Here is a 22,239-nt window from a genome sequence, read left to right on the forward strand (position 1 = left end):
CCTATCTGTTTGTCTTAAGGACGGTATTCAATGAAGGCGTTTAACACCCCTATCCTATTATTGTCAGTACTGGCACTGCAGGCTTGCTCAATGCAACAAGCTTCTGTTGAAACAACAACCAGCGCGACACTCGACAAGCCAAGCACTATAACACCACAAACTTTTGTGATGCGTGGTGAAATCGTGGTCGGTCATGAAGCCCGAACGTTTACACCTTGCGGCAGCAACCAACAGTATTGGTTGGCTTTAACCCCAGAGCAAGCTAAACAAGCCTTACTATTATCTCGTTCACCCTATCAGCCAATGTACGGTGAAGTCGTAGGTTATTTAGCGGCCCCAAAACAAATCGGATTAGATGCTGACTACAATGCACGCTTAGAAGTGGAGAGCATTAATCTACTCAGTGCTGAAAACCCTAAACGTTGCAACCAACCATTCAAACCAACGCGAGCTTTCGGTAATGAGCCATCATGGTCTGCTAGCTTTGATAGTAATACCGTTATTTTTCAAACCATTAGTGGTGAAAAACAGCAGTTGCCGATCACTCAACGTCAACTGTCAGCACAACAACGTGACTATCAGTTTGAAAATGGCTCACTGCAACTTAAGCAACAAGCTTGCAACGATGGGATGAGTGATAGTTTTTATGGATGGCACTCTAGCTTAACTCTGGACGGCAAAACCTATAAAGGCTGTGCGACGTTAGGTAATAGCGACCCAACTCTGCAATGGGTTGGTGTTTACCAAGCCGCGTCAACGCAAAACAATAACTTTAGCGTAAACTTACAGCTCAATGCTGACCATTCGGCAACCACCAGCTACGACTACAACAATGGTGACCCATCTATGGTTGAAAAAGGATTCTGGCAGCAGCTTAATGATAAACAAGTGCACGTTGTTATGACTCGTCATCAGCGACAATACCTGCTTGCGGAACGCATTTTTACTCGTAATGGCAATCAGATCCATGCAGAAAAAGAAAAGGTGGGCGACATTATTTACCCCATCAGTAATGGTGGATTAACGCTGTTTACTGAAGATCTAGCGCAGTAATCAATGAATTCCCAATTACCCTGTTCGCGCTGCGGTTTCATGCATCAATGTATTTGCCAAGCTTACCCGAAACTCGATAGTAGGCTACGCGTTGCATTATTGATGCATGAAAATGAACAACGCAGAGCAACCAATACTGGCAAGCTACTCTTGTGCAGCTTGACGCAGGCTTCTGTGCATGTGTGGAGTCGAGTATCGCCTGCAGAGTCATTACAAATACTCATTGAAAGCGAACGACTCACGCCTGTGATCATCTTCCCATCACCATACAGCAAACCACTCGACGAACAACAATGTCAGTCTTCGGCAAGCATTGAAAACACATTGTTTATTATTCTTGATAGCACCTGGCAAGAAGCGAAGAAGATGATCAATAAAAGCCCTTGGTTGTCGGCGTTACCACACGTACACCTCACGCCTCATCACCAGTCACTCTACACATTAAGGCGTAACCAAAGTGAAGGGAATTTATGTACTTTGGAAGTGGGGCTTGAACTGCTTAACCATATCAATGAAACAACGAATGCTGACACACTAAGAGATTTTTTTGCTTACTACATGAAGGTTTATCAGGCCGACAAAAGCGGCCATGCATTAAAGCAGCAGTAACGAACTCAATTGGTTGATTTCAATATCCGGTAAGATTTTTGCCTTGCGGTTGGCAAGCAAGGTATTGCCTTGGTCATTGTACCAACAGGCTTGAAAACCATTACATTTCGCGCCTTGCACATCAGTCACTAAATGATCACCGACGTGCAAAATTGAGTTTGCTGGTAATGCCAAATGAATACGCGCTTTATCAAACAATTCAGGATGAGGCTTGGCAAAACCATCCGGCCCAGCTTTTAAAATCACTTCGAAATAGTCACCCAAACCGATACGGTGCGGATCCACATTACCATTGGTAATCGCGACTAGCGGCATGCGCTTAGCTAACTCCGTCATCACGCGGTGAGTCTCTTGTGGCACCGTCACAAGGTTTCGCAAGCGTAATACTTCTTCAATCGCAGTATTTGCGGCCTCAAGCGCTTGTTCCGTACTATAACCAAGCTCAATCAAACCTTGTTCAATCTGCTTAAAACGCCATTGAGTAACATCATGACGCAGCAAAGGTTGCTGTTGAGCTAAGCGCAATTTGAGTTGCTGCCACCATGCTAAAGAACGTGTGGCCGACAGTGGATGATGACTATGTAGCCATAACACCATTTGCTGCTCGACGTGGCGTATCACTGGACGGTTATCATAGAGCGTGTCATCTAAATCAAAGCTCATTGCTTTAATTGGCCCAATACTGCGATAAAAATGCATGAGTTACTCGTCTTGTTTCTTTTTTCTTGCTCTGGGGTGCGCTTGGTCATACGCTTGAGCAAGATGTTGAAAATCCAAATGCGTGTATATTTGTGTGGTCGAGATATTTTCATGGCCAAGCAGCTCTTGCACCGCACGAAGATTATTGCTTGATTCCAACATATGAGTCGCAAACGAGTGACGTAACTTATGTGGGCTGATATGACTAGATACCGCCTGTTTCTGTCCCCACTCCGCCATACGCTTTTGTACATTGCGGTGAGAAATTCTGACACCTAGCTTAGAAACAAACAGTGCTTTTTCATCGCTATTAGCCAACTGAGCTCGTAACTTTAGCCACTTCGCGACCCACTCTTTTGCTTTGCCAGCGAACGGTGCTTTACGCTCTTTGTCACCTTTACCAACCACTCGAATTTCACCTTGGCTAAGGTTAATGTCTTTGACATTAATACTCACCAGTTCGGCTAAACGCAAGCCAGCCCCATACATCAGCTCCATCATGGCGCGATCACGCACTGACAGCGGATCATCAGCATTCACTTCCAAAAGTTGTGCAACTTCATCGACATCTAAGTTTTTCGGTAATGGACGCTTTTTGCGCGGGGCCGATACACCTTTAGCCGGGTTAGCGGTGATCTCTCCACGTAAAATCAAAAAATCAAAAAAGCTGCGTAATGAAGATAAACGTGTCGCCAAACTACTGGCCTTCATGCCTTCTCGCATACCTTTACTAGCTAATTGGCGCACCCAAGCTGCATCAACCTGCTGCCAATTTTTTAGCCCCATTTGCATTAGGTGTTGCGCCATCGTTTCAAGTTGCTGCTTGTAATTACGTTGCGTGTGCAAGCTCAGCCCCTTCTCGCTTCGTAGATATTCATAGAAGCGATTCAAGGGCTGCTGCAAGCCGTTAGACAGAGGTGTGACTGATTCGCTCATGCTTAATAAGTTGCCAAGGTAGAATATCAATTAGGTGAGATAAAACTAACGCCAAGTGACGCAAAAAAAGCGTATCCATACTCGGTTGGAAATGGCCTCCATCTTCACTGGCGAAAGCCAAAATACCTTGCGGTGACGTTTTGATTAACGGTAGAACCACATAAGAACCCATTTCTGGTGCTAGCGTTTCATCACCAAATAACGCTTGGCGATCAACCTTTCTTATCCGACCCAAATACGCCGCCTTACCGTTGAAATGGTTGGTTGAAAAACGCTGCCATTGTTCCTGTGTGATTTGGTAATCCGCTTTAGGAGAGGCCAGTAAACGCACATAAGCCAGCAAGCCTAATGCTTGCGCTTTATTTTCAATCGCTTTTACCACTTGAGTCATATCACTGCATTTTAGGATCTGCTCTTGAAGATCCATAAATTCATGAAAAGTTCGGTCATTATTGGCCGCTAGAGACATAAAAGCTGTAATCTCTTCTTCTAATTCTTCGATACGTTGACGCTGGCGATTAAGCTGCACGTGCACCAAAGAGACAGCACCTTGTTGATGATGCGGTAAAGATAGTCGATCAACTAGCTCTGAACGATGAAGGAAAAAATCGGGGTGATCTCGTAAATACTCAGCTACAATTTCAGCTGTAAGTACATCCGCTTCAACTTGCGACAAAACAATTCCTTAACTTAACAAGACATTTGACCATCAAATACATGGGTTGCAGGCCCCGTCATATATAGCGGCCTGCCTGGACCTTGCCACTTAATATGCAATGAACCACCCGGTAGGTACACCTTGACCTCTTCAGCTAATAGCCCTTGGACAATACCAACCGCCACGGCACTACACGCACCACTACCACAGGCTTGCGTTTCACCCACACCGCGCTCATAAACTCGCAGCTTAACTTCATTACGGTTAACAATTTGCATAAAGCCAGCATTTACGCGCTCTGGAAAACGCTCATGAGATTCAAGTAGTGGGCCTAGCGTTTCTACATCAGCAGTAGCAACATCGTCGACCACGGTCACTACGTGAGGGTTGCCCATGCTCACTGCGCCGCAGAAAAGAGTTTTATCTTCTACTCGTATAATATAGGTTTTTTCTACTTGCTTAGCGCGGAATGGAATTTTATTCGGCTCAAACTCAGGGATCCCCATATTGACGGTGATCTGGTCATCCTCTTCAATATTTAGAATCATCTTACCTTTTTTGGTCGTCACACCAATGTTGTATTTATTGGTCAGCCCTTTCATACGAACAAAACGTGCAAAGCAGCGAGCCCCATTACCACACTGTTCAACTTCACTGCCATCGGCATTAAAAATGCGATAGTGGAAATCACTTTCTGGGTCATAGGGAGCTTCAACCACTAAAAGCTGATCAAACCCCACACCTGTATTACGATCCGCCAAACGACGGATCAAATCAGGGGAAAAGAAGACGTTTTGTGTAATGCAATCAACAACCATGAAATCATTACCCAAACCGTGCATTTTAGAAAAATGGAAATGCATAGTGCTTTAATTTACTCCGGCAAAATACTCTCTAATGCCCATAGGCTCGATAGTTCTTCACGCTGGCGAATTAGGTGATGCTGTGAACCATCGACCATCACTTCCGCCACGCGAGTACGTGTATTGTAGTTTGAAGACATCACAAAACCATAAGCCCCTGTAGAGCGAACTGCCAACAAATCACCTTCAACAAGAACTAAAGATCGGTCTTTACCTAAAAAGTCACTCGTTTCGCAGATAGGCCCAACGAGATCATAGGTGAAAGCCTCCCCCGGATGCGGTGCAACAGGAACAATATCTTGCCAAGCTTGGTATAGTGCAGGGCGCATTAAATCATTCATTGCAGCATCAATAATAGCAAAGTTTTTGTGTTCGGTATGTTTGAGAAATTCAACTCGAGTCAGCAGCACACCCGCATTAGCAGCAATCGCTCGACCAGGCTCAAAAATCAGTTCTAAATCTTGATAATTTTCTAAACGAGCAAGCAAAGCTTTTGCGTAGTCAGAGGGTTGAGGAGGTAATTCATCGCGATATACAACCCCTAAACCACCACCAACATCTAAATGTTTGATGTTGATACCTTGGTGCTTAAGGTCATCAATCAATGCAAGCAGGCGGTCAATTGCATCAATGAATGGCGCAATCGCTGTCAATTGAGAACCAATATGGCAATCAATACCATGTATGCTGAGGTTTTCTAAACTCTGCGCCAAGCGGTAAACATCTGGCGCGCGGTCAAACGCAATACCAAATTTATTCTCACGTAAACCAGTGGAGATATAAGGGTGAGTTTGTGCATCAACATCAGGGTTAATACGCAGAGAAATCGGCGCTTTCACACCAAGCTTTCCTGCCACTTTATTGAGGCGTTCCAGCTCTGGCTCAGATTCAACGTTAAAACATTTAATCTTCAGCTCTAGCGCACGTTTCATTTCCGCTTCGGTTTTACCGACCCCCGAAAAGACCACTTTAGATGGGTCACCACCGGCAGCAACAACACGTTCCAGTTCACCACCTGATACAATATCGAAGCCAGAGCCTAAACGCGCCAAAGTATTCAGCACACCTAAATTGGAATTTGCTTTTACGGCATAACACACCAAATGTGGGTACTCACCAACTGACTCATCAAAGGCATGCCAATGACGCTCTAACGTTGCACGTGAATAGACATACAACGGTGTACCAAATTGCTCAGCCAAGTAAGAGAGTGAGACATTTTCAGCCCATAGTTGACCATCGTCCTGATAATTGAAGTAATCCAAAATTTGTTTTCCTTAATCTAAATCAACCACTATGGCTGAAGTTATTCATTCTGCGTCGGTTCATCTGGCATATACAATGGGCCGGTTTGACCACAACCTGCCAATGTAAAGACTGACAACATAAACAGTGCAGTGATTAATTTTTTCATTTTACATATCGTGATTATTGATTCAATGCCCCCTATAATCGCACCACAATCAGGAAAAGCAATAGGATAGATAGGATGAACGATACTGAATTTCATCAACAAGTCGATGAGCAGCTCGAAATCATTGAACAAGCTATAGATGATGCCGGCGCAGACATTGATTACGAAACGTCTGGCAATGTCATGACTCTAGAATTTGATGACCGTAGCCAAATCATCATTAACCGCCAAGAGCCGATGCATGAAATCTGGCTTGCATCTAAATCAGGTGGCTTTCATTTCAAATTGCAAGATGGGCAATGGATCTGCTCAAAAACTGACTTGGAATTGGTCGCAATGGTCAAACAAGAGTGTGAAAAACACGCTGGTGAAAGTATCGAGTGGCAGTGATAAAGTTCTATCTAATTGATGGTGCTATCGTTAAATAGGCGTTGAAATCTAAATAAGAAAGAACCAAGTTGCACTATTTCAACGGTAACTTGGTTCAATAACTGTTAAGCATTCACCGCTTTAGAAGGACGAGAGTAAAGAGCAGAATCATTGCGATAAGGGACAACATAACTTTCGCCTTCTTCAGGATGTACTATTTGATAATACTGAGGCAAATTGAAGTTAATGAACTTAGCCGATAGCTTGTTATCATCTAGCACTGAAGTATAAAAACTATTTACGCTGGCAATCATCTCATCTTTTTCACCACTAAACTGGTGATACACTTCAATTTGATTAGACTCATCTAGCACATAAATGTTGAAGCCTTTGTCAGTATCTTCAAAGAAGAACTGCACCAAACCTTCGCTGGCAATACCATCAACCACTTCTGGAAGCTGATAATCTTGATCGCGATCAAGCATCAACAGTGGTGAACCTTTTAGCTTGTTGGTTGAAATACTGCGATAAAAATCGACCGAGTTTTCTAATTTTTGTACTGATACACCGCGACGTTCGAAAAATAAACCATACATTTGGTCACCAATGCGTAATGCTTTAAAACGACGACGTTTTTCTTGCTCAACCGGTTTTAAGCGTAACTCAATGCACTCTGCGAGCAATTGATACACCATGTTACGCATCACACCACGTAAGTTTTTGCTATAGCAAAAAACATCCACAGATTCCGGTGGTAGGGCATCTTGGTGCATTTTGCCAAGCACCGTTTTCAATGCATCAAGCATTGCGGTTTTGCCCGTAAAATGCAGCGTACGCACTTCATGCCATGAATTGCGATACACTAAATCCACACTGCCTACTAAACTTTTTTGTTCTGAGCCAAAGCTGAAAATATCAATATTTTTCAAATCAACTTTTAACGACTTACCATTCAATTCTGCGGTCGGATCATTTTCAAAGTTAATAAACATTGCCAATTGGCTTATTTCACAAGGGCTAGCCAACGCTTGCATCGTTGGACGACGTTTGCGTAACGAAAAAGTATTACGTAAATCGCTGACCATTTGGTAGAACTTGTCTATATCCAAATGAGCATCACGCACCACAGAATGCAAACGTGTCGACTCGGTGATCAAACCATTAAAAAATGCCCAAGAAACCAACTTACTCAAATATTCATTATGCTCTAAAAAAGGCTGACCAATAAGACGATGAGCAACTAATGGCTGTTTGTAGAGATACCAACCAGCTTTGTTAGTTCGGCCTTCACGAACTTCAATGAAGGAGAGGTCTGGTTCATGGAGATCCGGAGAAATTTGTGGGTTCAGCAGCGTAACCTTACCCGGCAACACTTCAAATACCGCATACAATTTACGCGCTAAAATAGAGATATCTTGTGGACTGATAGCAGAAGTAATGTCATTGCGGCGTGCAAACTGAATCAAGTTTCGATAACTCAGCATTAAGGCATCAAGCAAAGCATGGTGCACTACTTTAACTTGTGCGACTTTCCAGTTACGTCGGTTATCTAACTCTTGTACCACCGACTCAGACCAGTTCCATTGTTTAATCATATGACTTAGCGCTTCACGACGCCATGCCATAGAACCGATACCCGGCTCACGCGATAATTTTTCATGTGTTTTGAGATAAAAACAGCGACGGACTAAATCAAGACGAGCGGAATCACCAATGCGTTCGAGGTAACGCGTCACTTTTTCGAGCATCAAATAGTAGGCATCCATGCTATAAAGATCAGGCTCGTGAGCGAAAAAACGGCGTTTGGTATCAATACTGAGTAATTGAGTATGTGGGTACTCCCACGAATACGCCTCAAGCAAAATAGCTTTCAGTACCGACTTGTAGGGCGAGTCGATACTTTTATACAGTTGCCAAAGATTAGCGCCGAAATACTCTTCGGCCGGAATGCGATTGAGCTTACCAAAATCAATCCATTCTTCGCAGTTAATGTAAGCTTTACTACACAACTGATTGACGTATTCGTCGTAGCACTCTTCCATTTCAGGCGGCACAATTTGCCACAGTAAACGCTTACCAGCAAGACGTACAGCCGAGCGGTAAAACTCATCCAACAATAAAAGATGCTGCGAAGAGCCACAGTTTTCACCCGTCATTTGCTCGGAGTGATTACTGCGAAAACGCTTTTCATCCATCAAGAAAAAGTTAGCTTCAACCCCTTGGCTTTTCGCCCAATCGGTAATCAATAAGCATTTATTACTTAAGCTTTCACGTTCACCGCAACTCATCTCTGATGAGACACAAACCCAAATATCTAAATCACTGGATGTACTTTGACCGATCGAAGAGGTACTTCCCATCGTATATAAACCAAGAATGGCCGGGGTCTGTGAGGTTTTTAATGATTGACCTAACGTTAACTCGGTATCTTCAATCAGTTGGCACTGAACATCATTGAGTTCGAAGTTATGTATACCATAAGGGACGTTAGCATCGTAATAGCCAGGAATAACCGGGTGATTAAAGTGAAATAAAGCGGGGATAAAATGGAATACACGCTGACTTTGCAAATCCATAAGAGCCAGCGCACGATCAGTTCGTTGCTGGTTAAGATTATCTAATCGTTTGATTAACGTCTTTGTGTAAGCCTGCAAGGTTGATTCCTTGGTTGAAACATTAATAAGCGCCTTGATTATCTTTTATTCTAAAGCGCCGAAAAAACGTGATCAATTTAACACTTCCTTTTGTTTTGGTAAAGTAATCTCGGCGCATATCACACCAAAGCTACCTCTATTGACCACTCTACTTTCAGTGACTCGCTACAGTGTCGTTGCTATCTAGACTTTGTAATAATAGCCCATTATATAAAGGAGAGCTAAATCACACTATTTTACCCAATCTATGCTACTTCATTAGCAATTTTTCACTGATGCGATCTAGTAGTAAACCTTTCTAGTATGGGATGGTAGGATTAAGCCCTTCATTTCTTTCATGCGGGATTATCATGAATCACAGTACACCTATTCGAATTGCCACACGTAAAAGTCCGCTCGCCTTATGGCAAGCTTATTATGTTAAAGATGCGCTACAAGCAGCTCATCCCGGCTTAGAGGTGGAATTGGTGACCATGGTAACCAAAGGCGACATCATTTTGGATACGCCTTTAGCTAAAGTTGGCGGTAAAGGGCTTTTTGTTAAAGAACTCGAAGTCGCGATGCTTGAAGGTCGTGCCGACCTTGCCGTTCATTCAATGAAAGATGTCCCAGTCGATTTCCCTGAAGGATTAGGACTAATCACGATATGCGAGCGTGAAGACCCTCGTGATGCTTTTGTTTCTAATTGCTACAACAATATTGATGAATTGCCACAAGGATCCATCGTGGGGACATGTAGCCTACGTCGCCAATGTCAGATAAAAGAAGCTCGCCCAGACCTTGTAATCAAAGAATTGCGTGGCAATGTAGGCACTCGCTTAGGTAAATTAGATGCTGGAGAATACGACGCTATTATTCTTGCTGTCGCCGGTTTGAAACGATTAAAGCTGGAACAACGTATTCGTAGCTTCATCGAACCAGAACAATCATTACCTGCTGTTGGTCAAGGTGCCGTTGGTATCGAATGTCGTATCGATGATCAACGCTTGAAAACACTGCTAGAGCCATTAAACCACAAAGACACGGCAGATCGCGTCTTATGTGAGCGAGCGATGAACTTAACCCTAGAGGGTGGTTGCCAAGTTCCGATTGGTAGCTATGCGCTGCTGGATGGTGACCAACTATGGCTGAGAGCCTTAGTTGGCGAACCTGATGGTTCCAAAATTGTACGTGGTGAAATTAGAGGCCATCGCTCTGATGCTGAAAAACTAGGTATTTCACTGGCAGAGCAACTCCTTAATGATGGAGCTCGAGAAATTCTCACCAAACTCTACTGCGAGCACGAATAAATCATGGCAGTGCTGGTCACTCGTCCTGAAATTCAAGGGCTTGAACTATGCCAACAGCTTGCGGAGGTCGGCATTTCTGCCATACACCATCCGCTTATTCAAATTCAAGCGGGAGTTGATCTCCCACTTTTATTGCCAGACATTCACAACTGCGACATCATTATCGCGATCAGCCAACATGCAGTCACATTTAGCCACCAATTTTTGCAAGATCACAGATCTTTTTGGCCAAATGAAGCAAGATACCTTGCCGTTGGTCAAAAAACTGCACATGTTTTGAGCAAGTTAAGCCAACAAAAAGTACACTACCCCGCGGTGAGTGATAGTGAACATCTCCTCGAAATGCCGCTATTACAGTCAATATCAGGTCTTGAGATCATGATTTTACGTGGTAATGGTGGAAGAGAACTGCTCCACAATACGTTGACTGAGCGTGGTGCGAAGGTGACCTATAAAGAAGTGTATCAGCGCACTATGCTGGCTTTCTCGGCCAACCAACACGCTCAAATTTGGCAACAGCAAAATGTTCACCAATTAGTCGTAACCAGTGGTGAACAGTTAGAGTTTTTGGTTACTCAAATGTCTAAAATTGCATTACCATGGTTATTTAATTTACATCTTTTTGTCCCCAGTGAGCGCATTCGACAAGCGGCACTACTCATGGGGTTTAGTTGTGTCACTAACGTAAAAAGCGCATCCAATACCGAACTCGTGGCTACTCTTAGCCAACATAAACAGGACTCTAAGCATGACAAGTAAAAATAAGAACCCGCATATTGAACCTGAAGATAAACTAACCTCATCAGCATCTTCTTCTCCAGACAAAGAAGCGGCCACTAATGTTGACTCATCCAAAGTAGAAACACCGCCTCCTCTTACCAGCACTCAACCGACACAAAATGAAGAGAAACAGGGCAAGCGAGGAGTGAAGCTGGCGGCTGTTGCCATTGTTCTATCGGTTATTTTAAGTGGTGGTATTGCCTTTCAAATGCAGCAGAAAGACGCCTTTTATCAAGCAGAAATTGCAGCATTAAAAACACAACTGACCCAGACTCAACACAATGTAGAAACTGAACTCAACCAAATAAAGCAAGACACTATAGCTCAAGCGGCAGAAGCGACCCATAAAGCAGAAGTTTCTTTGGCTCAACAACAAAAAAGTATTGAGAGCTTACAGTTGGCTGTCGCTGATATTAAAGGTCGTCGTCCTAATGATTGGCTACTTGCCGAAGCAGACTACCTGGTCAAACTGGCTGGACGTAAACTATTTCTAGAGCATGATGTTGTCAGCGCAACCCAACTAATGGAAAGTGCAGACCAACGTATTGCAGCATTAAATGACCCTAGTTTGGTTCCTTTGCGTAAAGCGATGGCTAATGACATCACTAAACTGAAAGTTATACCTCTTGTTGACCGAGAAGGGTTGGTTTTACGTTTGACTAGCTTGCAACAACAAGTCGATGCACTACCTCTAGCAAACGCCATTTTGCCTGAAGCACAACAAGAACCAGTCGCTCACGTCTCAGAAAACATCAATGATTGGCAAAATAACCTGCTGACTTCCCTCAAAGAGTTCTCGGAAAACTTTATTACCTTCCGAACTCGTGATGGCAACGTCGTGCCTTTGCTGTCACCACAACAGCACTTTTATTTAAAAGAAAATCTAAAAGCCAAATTAGAGACAGCAATCAAAGCGGTATACGTCGAACAGCAAGAGATCTATACCACAGCATTAACCACCACAGACAAATGGTCAGCCACTTTCTTTAACCAAAATGACAACACCGTCAAACAGTTCAACGATACGGTATTGCAACTAAGTAAGCAGAACATACAAGTTGAATACCCTGTAAAATTTGAAACTCAAAACAAACTGGCAGATATCATCACTGAACGTCTGCGCCGTGAAGTTTCATCCGTCATTACGGAGGAAAAATAATGTTTCGTATCATTTTCCTCTTTGCGATTTTAGGGGCGGGTCTATTTATTGGTACTCAATACTCAGGTCAGCAAGGTTATGTGCTCATCTCTATTGCGAACAAAACTATAGAGATGAGCGTCACAACTTTAGTTATCTTCATAATCGCAGCTTTAGTTGGGTTATTCGGTCTAGAATACCTATTGAAAAAAGCGATGTACGCAAGCTCAACAACTTGGAATTGGTTCAGCGTGCGTAAACTGAAACGCTCTCGTCGTTATACCAATCAAGGCATCATAAAACTTCTTGAAGGTGACTGGAAACAAGCAGAGAAAAAAGTCACTCGCTGGGCCAACCACCATGATATGCCTTTACTCTGCTATCTTGTTGCCTCTGAAGCAGCGCTTGGTATGGGTGACACCGCTAAGCGTGATCACTATTTAAACTTAGCCAGTCAGCAAGAAAACTCAAGCCTCGCTGTCGAACTCACCCGAGCAAAACAGCAAGTTAGGCAAGAAGAATACGATAAAGCACTCGTAACCTTGGCAACGCTAGAAGAACAGCATGCTAACAATACGATTGTCCTTAATCTCCTAAAAACGACGTACCTTAACCTCCATCAATGGCAGCCGCTGCTCACTTTGCTGCCAAAACTTCATAAAGCGAAACAATTAGACGATCAAGAATTAGACCTGCTCACCCAAAAAGCACAAGCTGGATTAATGTCAGATATCGCTCAACAGCAAGGAAGTGAAGGGTTGATCAATCACTGGAATAAACTTCCGAGAAAAACCAAAGCTAAACCCAACTTAACTCAGTGCTTTGTTAAACTGCTGATCCAAAGGAAAGCCGATTCAGAAGCGTACACCATCATCAAAGAAACCCTAAAGAAACACCCATCGTCAGAAATGTATGCATTACTGGCAGAGCTGAACTTGCTTGATAGTCATCCTGCTATATTGCTTTTGCAAGAAGCCATTCGGAAAGATGGTAATAATGCAGAAGCTCATAGCTCTCTCGCTCAATTTTATATGCGCGAACAAAAATGGTCACAAGCACAAGAGCACCTAGAAAAAGCCTTGTCTATCCGAACCAGTATTTCTGATTACGCCTACCTTGCTGATAGTTTAGAGAAACAAAATTACCCGAAAGCGGCAGCAGAAGTTTCTCGCAAAGCGCTAAGCTTACTGAGACCTGAGCAGGCTTAATTCGTTTGAGCAGAACTAAACTGAAAGCCGATGCCAAGGCATCGGCTTTTTTATATCAATCACTTTAAGTAAGAGCAATCTAAGTAAAACATAATCCGATTAAAGTTATTCAATGTGCAAATTTATATACAGCAAACCACCCCAAAATATCGACATCAAAAAGCTTACTAGTCAGCAAAAATCCATTCAGATGAAGAGAGATTGCTGGCCCTTGCTCATTTCAAAGGTAGACGCTCTCGCACTCAAATCGCTCAATTTCTAAAGGTGAGCGGCACCAGTGTCAATAAGTGGGTTCAAACCTTTCAGGAAGAAGGCTTGGCAGGACTGCAGGGAAAGCCAAGAACCGGAAGGGCACCGTTTTTAACTTCGGTTCAAAGAAAACAATGGGGCCAACGAATCAAAGACAAAGCTCATAATACACAAGGTGTGCGACTGACTGATGCGCTTAGATCGTGCAAGAATTTGGCAAGCAAAGCCACCCAGACTCCATCTATGATCTACTCGACCATATGGGCTTTTCACGGATAACTCCCGCTCTAAACACCCTAAGTACTCTCAGAAAATACAGAACGATTTTAAAAAATTCAAACTCGAAATGATCCTTGATACCTATATGGACCCTCTCTTACTGCTGAATCAAAAAAGCAAAAAGCCCGCTGATATTCAGCGGGCTTTTTAATAGTGGCGGAGAGATAGGGATTTGAACCCTATCGCTTGCTAAAAATCTTTTGCAAACCCTTGTATATAAAAGAGTTTTCGACAACTAGTCATACAAATCAATTACAAGTGTCTAAGTCAGTTGACTTAAGATCAAGACTACAGATAACTTATAGAAAGTCAATGTGGTAATATTCTATTTTCTGAGTAAAACACATAAATGGACATTTTCAATTTAGCAGCGACAGCCAAAATCCACCCAGCGAATAACTTTTAGTATCGCATAACGCAATCAAGAACCGCTTGTCGCAGTGCCTGATATGCAAGCTTTTGGACATAACCTTCCAACTTTGAACTGTGGTATCAGCTCCACTTTATGCAGGATTTAATAGAAAGTATGCTGCATCTCATCCACCCCAGGAGCATTTCCCCAAAAACGGGTTGCTTAATATGAATTTTTCCAGCGAAGCAATGGTACTAAACTCGGCAAAAGTCAGAGGGACTATTAGTAACTTGCTGCTCGATGTGTTTCTCTGAAACACTAATTCAATAATTGGGGCGTATCTCCGCTAATATTCGCTTATCAAGCAGATTGAGTTTACCAGCAACATCATATGAGGTTCTATTTGCAATAATTACGCTGGCAAGCCGTTCGTTTGGGTAGATTCGCATCTCTGAATGGTAACCAGCACCGCCACCTTCTTTATAGAAATAGGGCCTTCCATGGCTAGTAGATGTGTGCCAACCTAAAGTCATTTTTATATCTCGACCGTTGCTATCTAGTTGTTTAGTGAAAAGAAGTTCTTTAGAACTACCACTTAATAACACGGACTGTTCTTTTAATATGTCTTGTAGAATACTAAACATTCCTTCGGCTGTAGCAAAAACACCGCCATATGACGGGCCATAAACATGTACCGCTTTAATCTCTGTCCAAGACATGTCTATGTTGGTGAACAAATCTCTATCCAACATTAATGGTGCGATCATCCCCATAGGGCTGAAGCGCTTAAGGTGTCCTTTTGCTAACTTTGATTCATTAATAGTAAAACTAACTTGATCGTTCTTTAAGTTCAGAGGAGTAAACACATTTTCTTCTATGTAAGTCTGATAACTTTTTCCGCTAACTTTTTCTATCACTTTACCTGCTAACCAATACCCTATGTTTGAGTATCGATACTTAAAGCCTGGTGGCGACTTGATTTTGTTGTTTGTCAACATGAGTGCGTTCAACTCATTATCTTCGTCAAATGACGCTTTCATTTCAGGAAGGTATACCCACTTCAAAGGTATCGGATTAGCTATTCCCGAAGTGTGAGTTATCAGGTGTCTGATGGTGATTTCATCTGGATATGGAGTATCTAGTAAAGTGTTTATACTATCCTCCAGCTCTAACTGGCCACGTTCCAATAGCTGTAAAATTGCTATTGCAGTGACTGTCTTAGTCATAGAAAATGTTGCCATTAAGTGTTGACGAGTTAACGGTTCCTTGCTGTTTACATCTGCCAATCCTGGTGAGGATGAAACTAGCAATTTGTCCTTATCACCTATTACGTATTGATAACCTGGTTCCATTTCATTCTCCCCACTTGGATGTAGAACGGCACAACTAGCTACGACTAGAAGTGACAAAGAGATTCCTATACATCTCATTTGTTCTGAAATGCGAGTGTGAGTTGCTTTAGAGAGCTAGAAAGACATTTCAATTGTTCGCTATCAAGAGGAATATCTACTGTATTTATTAGCGCTGCTTCAGTGTCAAGTATTCCTGTAAGTACCTGCGTTCCACGTTCGGTAAGTTCTACTAAACTTGAGGTCTTGTGGTCTGGATTAGAGGTTAAGGAAATTAAGCCTTTGCATTGCATATTGGAGATCGTTTTTTGCAGATATTGTCTTGAACGTTGAGTCTTTCGAGCTAACTGTGGAATTGTCTGGAAACCCTCTGATTTCAAGATCAACATGACACCACGGGTGCAGCTGTTGACCCCTTTTTCTTTGTGAATTTGCTCTACTAACGTATTCATTTGATTCATAAAAACACGAGAGCTTTCTATTATTTCGTATAAGGCTTTTGTATTATCCATTATCGTTGCTTCTCCACAGGAACGCATCCACATCATGACAACCTGATTGTCAATATAGAAATTGGTTGTCAGCATGTCAAGCTGGTTGTCAAATGTGTGGAGTTTAGAATATGAGAAGCCAATGCAAATAAAGTGCTTATTGCATTGAGATATAGCCTGGCCCCTTTAGTACATTATGTTCAGTTCGAGCCAGACCTTTCAGAAGGTTCGCATAAAAATTCAACCTAGATTTACTGGTTAGGTATCCCCGCTTTTGAACGAAAATGGGAGATTCCGCGCATCGATGTTGCTCGGTTTGCCATTAGTAAAAGTCGGGCTATTTTATGGCGAGATTTACCACCGTTTTGTTGCGCAAACTTGAAATGGGGCATTAATGAGCTAGCTGCTGCTAGCTCATTTGATTGAAATCAAAAATTTCAAAACTAGAAGTTGAAGACTTTACTCCAATCGAATGTAGCTGACTCATCATACGATTCTGGCCAATCACTGCACCATTCTGGCACTTTGCAGTCTAAAACCCTTTCTGTACAGGGATGATAAGGTTTAATGTCGAGTACTGGTGTGTCTTCTTCAAGGTCTAGCCAATAGAACTCGATAACACCTGCCTCAACATTGATTTCCTTCACCTGGGACACTGAGAGTAAGATAGGGTTTGGTCGAGCGGGTGAGCGTGTAGCAAAAACACCAATGGTTTCGGGCGCATTTTTGTAGGGTTTATCTAGCGTAGTCAACGCTCGATACTCTTGATTATCGGTTAGATGTCCCCAGCAAATAACCTGTAGGTGACTGAACCCGCTGAGCTCTTTCAAGCCATCTCTATATGACTCATTTAGCTTGATCTGGAAATGACCTTCCATTGCATGAACGTATCCAATTGCTTCCAAATTCATATCGTTATCCTCAATAGTTTGATTGGTAACGCTATTATTGCAACGAGTTTTCGGAAGTACTTGTCCATTCGTGCGCGATTGTAGTTGACGCTACCCTAACGCTTTAATTGGTATGCAGATATCTACCCGATAAAAAACGCAACCATTGTAGTTATACTCACCAAGGCAACGCTCAATCGATTCACGCTCCACATCAAATGCATACCCAGACTGACTTAACCACTCTGTAGTCATCCATGCCCACGCAGAAGAGTATTCATCATCCTTTAAATAGAATCGCCGAACAGCATACTTACCACCATTAAGCCTAGTGATACCAATATCACCAGCCGAAAGCGTAACATCTGGCACCTCCAATGCCACCATAACCCTCAACTGTGTAGAGGCTGTAATGTTCGGATTATCATGATAGATATTGTAAGTTTCATCGCATAAAAAACCTCTAGGTATAGCCCAGCCAAGTAACTTCTCGTAGAGGTGACCGAATAGTTCAGCATCGGCAATGTAGTTACCAATGTTTCTGACATACGCAACGGTAATTGGCTCTAATTGCTCAAGAAAGACAGATTGGTTGGAGCAAAGGCCATTCCTGCTTATTGGAAAGCTTGCCTTCCTGAAGTGCGTCGAGAGTTCTGCTTTCCATTGTGATGCGTTATAACCAAAGTGCTGTTTGAAGGCTTTTGCAAACGAAGATGAATTGGAGAAACCACATTCCAACGCAACCTGAGTTATAGGTTTTGCATCACTGCACAGTAGATTTGCTGCGTTTTCTAACCTTAACCTGCGGATAAACTGATATAGGCTTTCTCCCGTCCGATCTTTAAATAGTCGGTTGAAGTGATACTCCGAAAAAAAAGCAAGTTGCGCTAGCTTTGACACGTCCAATGCCTCGGACAAGTGTGCTTGAACATAGTCGATTACATGATCAATACGTGCTTGATAAAAGCATTTCATCAATCTCTCTTTCTTTTTAGCTCTCGCCATCGTCGATGATTCCATTTGCTGCGGCTTCGACTACCATATTAACATGAGGTAATGTAAGTCAAACTGCCTACAGGGTAAGTACGCACTTGATCTACTCTAAGTTGTTTTGGGGCAGAAGTTTGTCGCGGTGCCAAGGTGAAGCAACTATTAAGGAAAATTTATGAGTTGAAAGCAACTGAGAAGGATTTCTTCCTAGTTGCCAGTAAGGAATGGGGCAATCTCAAGCTACGAACGAAATTGATACGAGTCTCTTATCCATGTTTCTATGCAGGTTGTCTCAATTAACCTATTTAGAGACTAGGTTAAAAATATGCAAAAAAATCAACCTATCTCTGTAAGGCAACCTGTCAGGCATATTTTCATTGTGAATGCTGACAGGTTGTTGCGTATTACATATAGGTAGTTAGTAATTTAGCCACGGCACCAAAAACAGGAACAACCACAGAGTTACCAAACTGCTTGTATGCAGGCGCGTCTGCACAAACAATACGGAACTCACTGTTAGGATCATTTACATCTTCAAAGCCCATTAGTCTTGCACATTCTCTTGGTGTTAAACGCCTTGGGGTTTTATACATCGGATCAAACTCAGGGGCATAACGACCGTGTTCTTGGTCATATTTAGCTTCGCCTTCCTTAATCATCTCTTTGTACTGCTTTTCCGTACACTCTGGGTTTTCTTTGGCGTATCGGTCAGCAAAATTAGTAGAGAACTCAAGACGCTCTTTGTTCTTTCTAAAGCCATACTCACGGTTATCAGCAAGATATTGTTCAGAGAGTTCTTGATGATTAATTAGTATCTCAGAGCCATCTTTGTAGTACCTTGCTGAAAGCGTTCTTGTTACAGCATTAGGATTTGAAGGGTCAACTAGTCCAAACCCAAACCCATTGCCTTTACTTTGATGCTTCAGGGCATAGTGATACAGGTAGTTCCACAAGTTTGGTGTTAACGTGTATTTCTTTGTCTCTTCTTCAGAAAGATCGGTCAAAATATCACTAACACGTAAGCGCTCTTGCGGAACTTCAATGTTTTTGAGAGACAGTTTTTTATACTCTGGGTTCTTTTCTACGAGATCCTTACGTACCCCTACAAGAACAATGCGCTCACGATGTTGTGGGGTAAAGTTCATACCATCTATGATGGTTGGTTCTGGTTTGCGCTTGCGTACAACCTTGATAGCTTCTTCAATATCAGAGTCAACATCGGTGATGTCGGCTATCCAATAACCTACCTGATCAAGCGTACGTATGATTGTCGCGAACGTGTTGCCTTTATCGTGACTCTTGAGGTTCTTAACATTCTCTAGGACAAAGTATTTTGGCTGTCGCGCTTCCAGTACTTTCTGTACATCAAAAAACAGAGTACCTTGAGTATCACACTCAAAACCGTGCGCTCTACCTAATGAGTTCTTTTTCGAAACACCCGCGAGTGAAAAAGGTTGACACGGAAAGCCAGCAAGAAGTACGTCATGCTTAGGAATATGTGTCAGAATACTAGCCTGTTGTTGCAGCTCTGTCGCTTCAGGGTCACCACTTAGAGTGATTTGAGTGATATCCATGAAGTTAGTATTTTTCATGCCATCATCTTGCTCACTATTCAGGAAATATGGCAGTTCTGACTCATCTACATAATGATTTGCTAAGTAAGTTCGTCTGGCTTTTTCATCCCATTCACTAGTAAAAACACATTTTCCACCAACGTTTTCGAATCCCTTGCGTAAGCCTCCAATGCCAGCAAATAAGTCAATAAAGGTAAAGTTTGGGTTGTCCCAATGAGCAGGTTTTTTTGGGAGTAGGGTTGCTCTCAATTTGTTTAGAGAACTATCACCAAGTGAAATAGGATTGGCTACAGGGTCGGCTTTCCAACGATTCAGTTTCTCTCGGCTGATCTCGCAGAACTCTCCACCTAATTCTTGAAACTTAATGGCTAAGTTCTTTTGATCATATATTGTAATCAATAGTTTAAGTAGCTTATTTGTTTCTTGATGGCAGTGCTCGATATAGCTCTCAAACTCTTGATCGCCTTTTAAAGTTGTATACTGATTCATATAGGTAATAAAAAAGGGACTATTGTGTGCAAACGTATCACACATTAATCCCCTTTTATAGACCTGAGCGACGTTTTATTTAAGGATTGAGCGAAATAAAATGAACCTCTTCATAGAGTTCGCTGGACGCCTTGTATATGTCATTGATACGCCACTGTGAGCGTCGCTTACTTTGCTTGGCATCAGTTGGATGAAATTTCGGTGCAGGATCAAGATACACAGTACCGCTATGAATAGCTTGGAAAAGCCTCTCAGCATTAGTATTAAGACACCAAAGAACTTCATCTGGAAACTCTATCTTAAATGTATACCCATCAGCCAAACTGTTGGGGTCATCATTTGGTAGTTTTGTTGCAGGTACGTAGACGACTTCGTTGTGTTTAGCACCCCAGCAGTTTAAGAGGCGCTCGATGGACCAACTAGCTGCGATTTTTCCTTGTCTATCTTCTAATACAACTTCCATTCCCGTCATTTGCTTGGTAATGGGTTTCTTTGGGTCATATAGACCATGCTCAAAACGAGTAGTTTTTTTGCCGTTTTCACCTTTGGTTACAATGGGGTGAAAGCATTGGATTTTTAACGTGAGCTGAGTTTTTTCATTTTCTTTGTATGCTCTATGTAACCCCGTCAATCGATACACATCATTCTTCTTGTAGCCATAAGTCGTCATGAAGTCAGGAAAACTCTCCTTATATAGTCCTCCATCAGGCTCTGGAGTGAATAAGGTAAGCTTCTTGCGAGTAAAACATTTCAACTCAATACCAAAAATATCACCTTCCTTGTCAGCATTTGGCTCAATACCCAGAGCATGCTCAAGAGTATACCCATGTACCTGTGTACCAGTGAAAGGGACTGTTTCACCTAACTTGAGTCGACAACCAAGCAAGGTTTTACCTGCCACATTGGCTTTCAGTAACTCTTTTAGCTTCTCCGTACCGCTATCATCACCGAGATCGATAATGAACGCCTTGCAGACTTTTGAGCCGAAGTAGTTTTCAAGCTGATTAAATTGCTCAATAAATCGTTCGTTGGGATCCACAACTAAAACGGCAAAAGCATGACCTGAACGATTCGCACCTAAAACTAAGTAACGAGGTAAATGATCAGTCCGTTTAGTATATTCAATTGACATACTACGAGGCATTTCTCGATTCACTGTTTGGAATCCTGATAGTCTAGCCTCTGGATACTGAGCATATACGATAGCTTTACACTGCTTAGCTTTTACCGCGTTCCCATCAGTATCTAGCCATGAGAAATGGTGGAATTCAGCCTGTGGAATCAACTTACCAGGATCTGAGGAGCGCTTTGTTTCACTTGAACTTTCACCTCGATCACTAAACCTCAAATCAAAGATAGAGTTAAGTAGACTCGCATCTGAATGAAAATATACTTGGTTTTTATCGTTGGCATTCTTAGGTAGTGATTTAATCAGTGCAATACTACATTCGTGCTTCTTTAATAGACCACGCACATCATCTAGGTCATTGATACCTAAGTGGTCATATTGGTTTAATTCGTACATTATGGTATTGGTTTTTTCGTTGTGAGTAGGTGCGCTATTTTCACACCCAGAGACTATATAACGGTGTACTCTATAGCACCCATTACACACTAAAGTGCTAGATATGTAACTACGATTACCCACTTCACACTGAATTCCCATCAGCCCCCCCCACACATTTACACTGCAATCTATCCTCCGAGAATGACCACACTTAAAAGATAGTAACGTAAGGTATCAAGTTGATGATCGTTGAACAACTATGCGCATATTGAAGAACTAGAGATATTTGTTCAAATTGTTTTGACTCAAAATGTTACGTACCACCACTCTAAAAAGGGCAAACACTTCTCGATTCGCAATACACGTCTTTATTTTACAAACAACCATAGAAGTTCACCC

General features: G+C 42.4%; 21 protein-coding genes. 8 read left to right on the forward strand and 13 right to left on the reverse strand.

Features of this window, described 5'->3' with window-relative positions; all coding sequences use genetic code 11:
- Positions 1-30: 30 nt before the first annotated feature.
- Both AACW06_RS12065 and AACW06_RS12070 read left to right on the forward strand, forming a co-directional pair.
- Positions 31-1,053, forward strand: a complete 1,023-nt coding sequence (locus tag AACW06_RS12065; RefSeq protein WP_192075242.1) for a COG3650 family protein — start codon at positions 31-33, stop codon at positions 1,051-1,053.
- A 3-nt stretch (positions 1,054-1,056) separates the two neighbouring features.
- Positions 1,057-1,662 carry a tRNA-uridine aminocarboxypropyltransferase gene (locus tag AACW06_RS12070; protein ID WP_192075243.1) on the forward strand — a complete coding sequence of 202 codons (606 nt, stop codon included), beginning with the start codon at positions 1,057-1,059 and terminating at the stop codon, positions 1,660-1,662.
- Here the strand turns inward: AACW06_RS12070 and yigB are convergent.
- The 6 genes from yigB to lptM are packed head-to-tail and all read right to left on the reverse strand — an operon-like array spanning position 1,648 to position 6,232.
- Positions 1,648-2,361, reverse strand: a complete 714-nt coding sequence (gene yigB, locus AACW06_RS12075; RefSeq protein ID WP_192075244.1) for a 5-amino-6-(5-phospho-D-ribitylamino)uracil phosphatase YigB — start codon at positions 2,359-2,361, stop codon at positions 1,648-1,650. The two genes, AACW06_RS12070 and yigB, sit on opposite strands and share 15 nt — an antisense overlap.
- Before the next feature lie 3 nt (positions 2,362-2,364).
- Positions 2,365-3,297 (reverse strand): tyrosine recombinase XerC, encoded by a 933-nt coding sequence (gene xerC / locus AACW06_RS12080; protein ID WP_192075245.1) that lies wholly within the window; start codon positions 3,295-3,297, stop codon positions 2,365-2,367.
- Positions 3,269-3,973 (reverse strand): DUF484 family protein, encoded by a 705-nt coding sequence (locus AACW06_RS12085; RefSeq protein ID WP_192075246.1) that lies wholly within the window; start codon positions 3,971-3,973, stop codon positions 3,269-3,271. The genes xerC and AACW06_RS12085 overlap by 29 nt, the downstream gene beginning before the upstream one ends.
- 14 nt (positions 3,974-3,987) lie before the next feature.
- The gene (gene dapF / locus AACW06_RS12090; RefSeq protein WP_192075247.1) at positions 3,988-4,818 is read right to left on the reverse strand and encodes a diaminopimelate epimerase; all 831 of its coding nucleotides are present in this window, start codon (positions 4,816-4,818) and stop codon (positions 3,988-3,990) included.
- 11 nt (positions 4,819-4,829) lie between these two features.
- A complete protein-coding gene (gene lysA / locus AACW06_RS12095) occupies positions 4,830-6,083 on the reverse strand; it encodes a diaminopimelate decarboxylase (protein ID WP_192075248.1) in 1,254 nt (417 codons plus the stop codon).
- A gap of 41 nt (positions 6,084-6,124) precedes the next feature.
- Positions 6,125-6,232, reverse strand: coding sequence for an LPS translocon maturation chaperone LptM (gene lptM / locus AACW06_RS21005; RefSeq protein ID WP_443263365.1), 108 nt, complete (start codon positions 6,230-6,232; stop codon positions 6,125-6,127).
- Between the two features lie 75 nt (positions 6,233-6,307).
- Between lptM and cyaY the strand changes: the two genes are divergently transcribed.
- Positions 6,308-6,622, forward strand: coding sequence for an iron donor protein CyaY (gene cyaY / locus AACW06_RS12105; protein WP_192075250.1), 315 nt, complete (start codon positions 6,308-6,310; stop codon positions 6,620-6,622).
- 104 nt (positions 6,623-6,726) lie between these two features.
- Here cyaY and AACW06_RS12110 read toward each other — a convergent pair whose 3' ends face one another.
- Positions 6,727-9,255, reverse strand: coding sequence for a class I adenylate cyclase (locus tag AACW06_RS12110; RefSeq protein ID WP_192075251.1), 2,529 nt, complete (start codon positions 9,253-9,255; stop codon positions 6,727-6,729).
- Positions 9,256-9,605: 350 nt separating this feature from the next.
- On the opposite strand from AACW06_RS12110, the gene hemC reads away from it, so the two are divergent.
- The 5 genes from hemC (at position 9,606) to AACW06_RS21010 (ending at position 14,198) form a co-directional block, all read left to right on the forward strand.
- On the forward strand, positions 9,606-10,544 hold the full coding sequence (gene hemC / locus AACW06_RS12115) for a hydroxymethylbilane synthase (protein ID WP_192075252.1): 939 nt from the start codon (positions 9,606-9,608) through the stop codon (positions 10,542-10,544).
- Positions 10,545-10,547: 3 nt separating this feature from the next.
- Positions 10,548-11,303: a uroporphyrinogen-III synthase gene (locus tag AACW06_RS12120; RefSeq protein ID WP_192075253.1), complete on the forward strand. Its 756-nt coding sequence runs from the start codon at positions 10,548-10,550 to the stop codon at positions 11,301-11,303.
- The gene (locus tag AACW06_RS12125; protein WP_192075254.1) at positions 11,293-12,483 is read left to right on the forward strand and encodes a uroporphyrinogen-III C-methyltransferase; all 1,191 of its coding nucleotides are present in this window, start codon (positions 11,293-11,295) and stop codon (positions 12,481-12,483) included. The genes AACW06_RS12120 and AACW06_RS12125 overlap by 11 nt, the downstream gene beginning before the upstream one ends.
- Entirely contained in the window at positions 12,483-13,670 is a 1,188-nt protein-coding gene (locus AACW06_RS12130) for a heme biosynthesis protein HemY (RefSeq protein WP_192075255.1), read from the forward strand. The genes AACW06_RS12125 and AACW06_RS12130 overlap by 1 nt, the downstream gene beginning before the upstream one ends.
- Positions 13,671-13,850: 180 nt before the next feature.
- Complete coding sequence (locus AACW06_RS21010) at positions 13,851-14,198, forward strand: helix-turn-helix domain-containing protein (protein ID WP_443263373.1); 348 nt, start codon at positions 13,851-13,853, stop codon at positions 14,196-14,198.
- A gap of 675 nt (positions 14,199-14,873) precedes the next feature.
- Here the strand turns inward: AACW06_RS21010 and AACW06_RS12135 are convergent.
- From AACW06_RS12135 to AACW06_RS12160, 6 genes are all read right to left on the reverse strand, one after another.
- The gene (locus AACW06_RS12135) at positions 14,874-15,902 is read right to left on the reverse strand and encodes a serine hydrolase domain-containing protein (RefSeq protein WP_238336697.1); all 1,029 of its coding nucleotides are present in this window, start codon (positions 15,900-15,902) and stop codon (positions 14,874-14,876) included.
- 74 nt (positions 15,903-15,976) lie between these two features.
- Positions 15,977-16,411: a MarR family winged helix-turn-helix transcriptional regulator gene (locus AACW06_RS12140; RefSeq protein WP_192075258.1), complete on the reverse strand. Its 435-nt coding sequence runs from the start codon at positions 16,409-16,411 to the stop codon at positions 15,977-15,979.
- A 422-nt stretch (positions 16,412-16,833) separates the two neighbouring features.
- Positions 16,834-17,301: an SAM-dependent methyltransferase gene (locus AACW06_RS12145; protein ID WP_192075259.1), complete on the reverse strand. Its 468-nt coding sequence runs from the start codon at positions 17,299-17,301 to the stop codon at positions 16,834-16,836.
- 90 nt (positions 17,302-17,391) lie between these two features.
- Positions 17,392-18,255, reverse strand: a complete 864-nt coding sequence (locus tag AACW06_RS12150) for an AraC family transcriptional regulator (RefSeq protein ID WP_192075260.1) — start codon at positions 18,253-18,255, stop codon at positions 17,392-17,394.
- Positions 18,256-18,674: 419 nt separating this feature from the next.
- Positions 18,675-20,333: a DNA (cytosine-5-)-methyltransferase gene (gene dcm, locus AACW06_RS12155; protein ID WP_025794460.1), complete on the reverse strand. Its 1,659-nt coding sequence runs from the start codon at positions 20,331-20,333 to the stop codon at positions 18,675-18,677.
- 79 nt (positions 20,334-20,412) lie between these two features.
- On the reverse strand, positions 20,413-21,999 hold the full coding sequence (locus tag AACW06_RS12160) for an MvaI/BcnI family restriction endonuclease (protein WP_082301754.1): 1,587 nt from the start codon (positions 21,997-21,999) through the stop codon (positions 20,413-20,415).
- Positions 22,000-22,239: the final 240 nt, after the last annotated feature.

Source organism: Vibrio sp. S12_S33, assembly GCF_963889785.1.
GTDB lineage: Bacteria > Pseudomonadota > Gammaproteobacteria > Enterobacterales > Vibrionaceae > Vibrio > Vibrio aestuarianus.

Coding starts and splice junctions, on each gene's coding strand:
- AACW06_RS12150 (WP_192075260.1), bottom strand. CDS start 18,255: ATGAAATGCTTTTATCAAGCACGTATTGATCATGTAATCGACTATGTT.
- AACW06_RS12065 (WP_192075242.1), top strand. CDS start 31: ATGAAGGCGTTTAACACCCCTATCCTATTATTGTCAGTACTGGCACTG.
- yigB (WP_192075244.1), bottom strand. CDS start 2,361: ATGCATTTTTATCGCAGTATTGGGCCAATTAAAGCAATGAGCTTTGAT.
- AACW06_RS12145 (WP_192075259.1), bottom strand. CDS start 17,301: ATGAATTTGGAAGCAATTGGATACGTTCATGCAATGGAAGGTCATTTC.
- AACW06_RS12070 (WP_192075243.1), top strand. CDS start 1,057: ATGAATTCCCAATTACCCTGTTCGCGCTGCGGTTTCATGCATCAATGT.
- dcm (WP_025794460.1), bottom strand. CDS start 20,333: ATGAATCAGTATACAACTTTAAAAGGCGATCAAGAGTTTGAGAGCTAT.
- dapF (WP_192075247.1), bottom strand. CDS start 4,818: ATGCATTTCCATTTTTCTAAAATGCACGGTTTGGGTAATGATTTCATG.
- AACW06_RS12160 (WP_082301754.1), bottom strand. CDS start 21,999: ATGGGAATTCAGTGTGAAGTGGGTAATCGTAGTTACATATCTAGCACT.
- hemC (WP_192075252.1), top strand. CDS start 9,606: ATGAATCACAGTACACCTATTCGAATTGCCACACGTAAAAGTCCGCTC.
- AACW06_RS12140 (WP_192075258.1), bottom strand. CDS start 16,411: ATGGATAATACAAAAGCCTTATACGAAATAATAGAAAGCTCTCGTGTT.
- xerC (WP_192075245.1), bottom strand. CDS start 3,297: ATGAGCGAATCAGTCACACCTCTGTCTAACGGCTTGCAGCAGCCCTTG.
- AACW06_RS12130 (WP_192075255.1), top strand. CDS start 12,483: ATGTTTCGTATCATTTTCCTCTTTGCGATTTTAGGGGCGGGTCTATTT.
- lptM (WP_443263365.1), bottom strand. CDS start 6,232: ATGAAAAAATTAATCACTGCACTGTTTATGTTGTCAGTCTTTACATTG.
- cyaY (WP_192075250.1), top strand. CDS start 6,308: ATGAACGATACTGAATTTCATCAACAAGTCGATGAGCAGCTCGAAATC.
- AACW06_RS12125 (WP_192075254.1), top strand. CDS start 11,293: ATGACAAGTAAAAATAAGAACCCGCATATTGAACCTGAAGATAAACTA.
- AACW06_RS12120 (WP_192075253.1), top strand. CDS start 10,548: ATGGCAGTGCTGGTCACTCGTCCTGAAATTCAAGGGCTTGAACTATGC.
- AACW06_RS12135 (WP_238336697.1), bottom strand. CDS start 15,902: ATGGAACCAGGTTATCAATACGTAATAGGTGATAAGGACAAATTGCTA.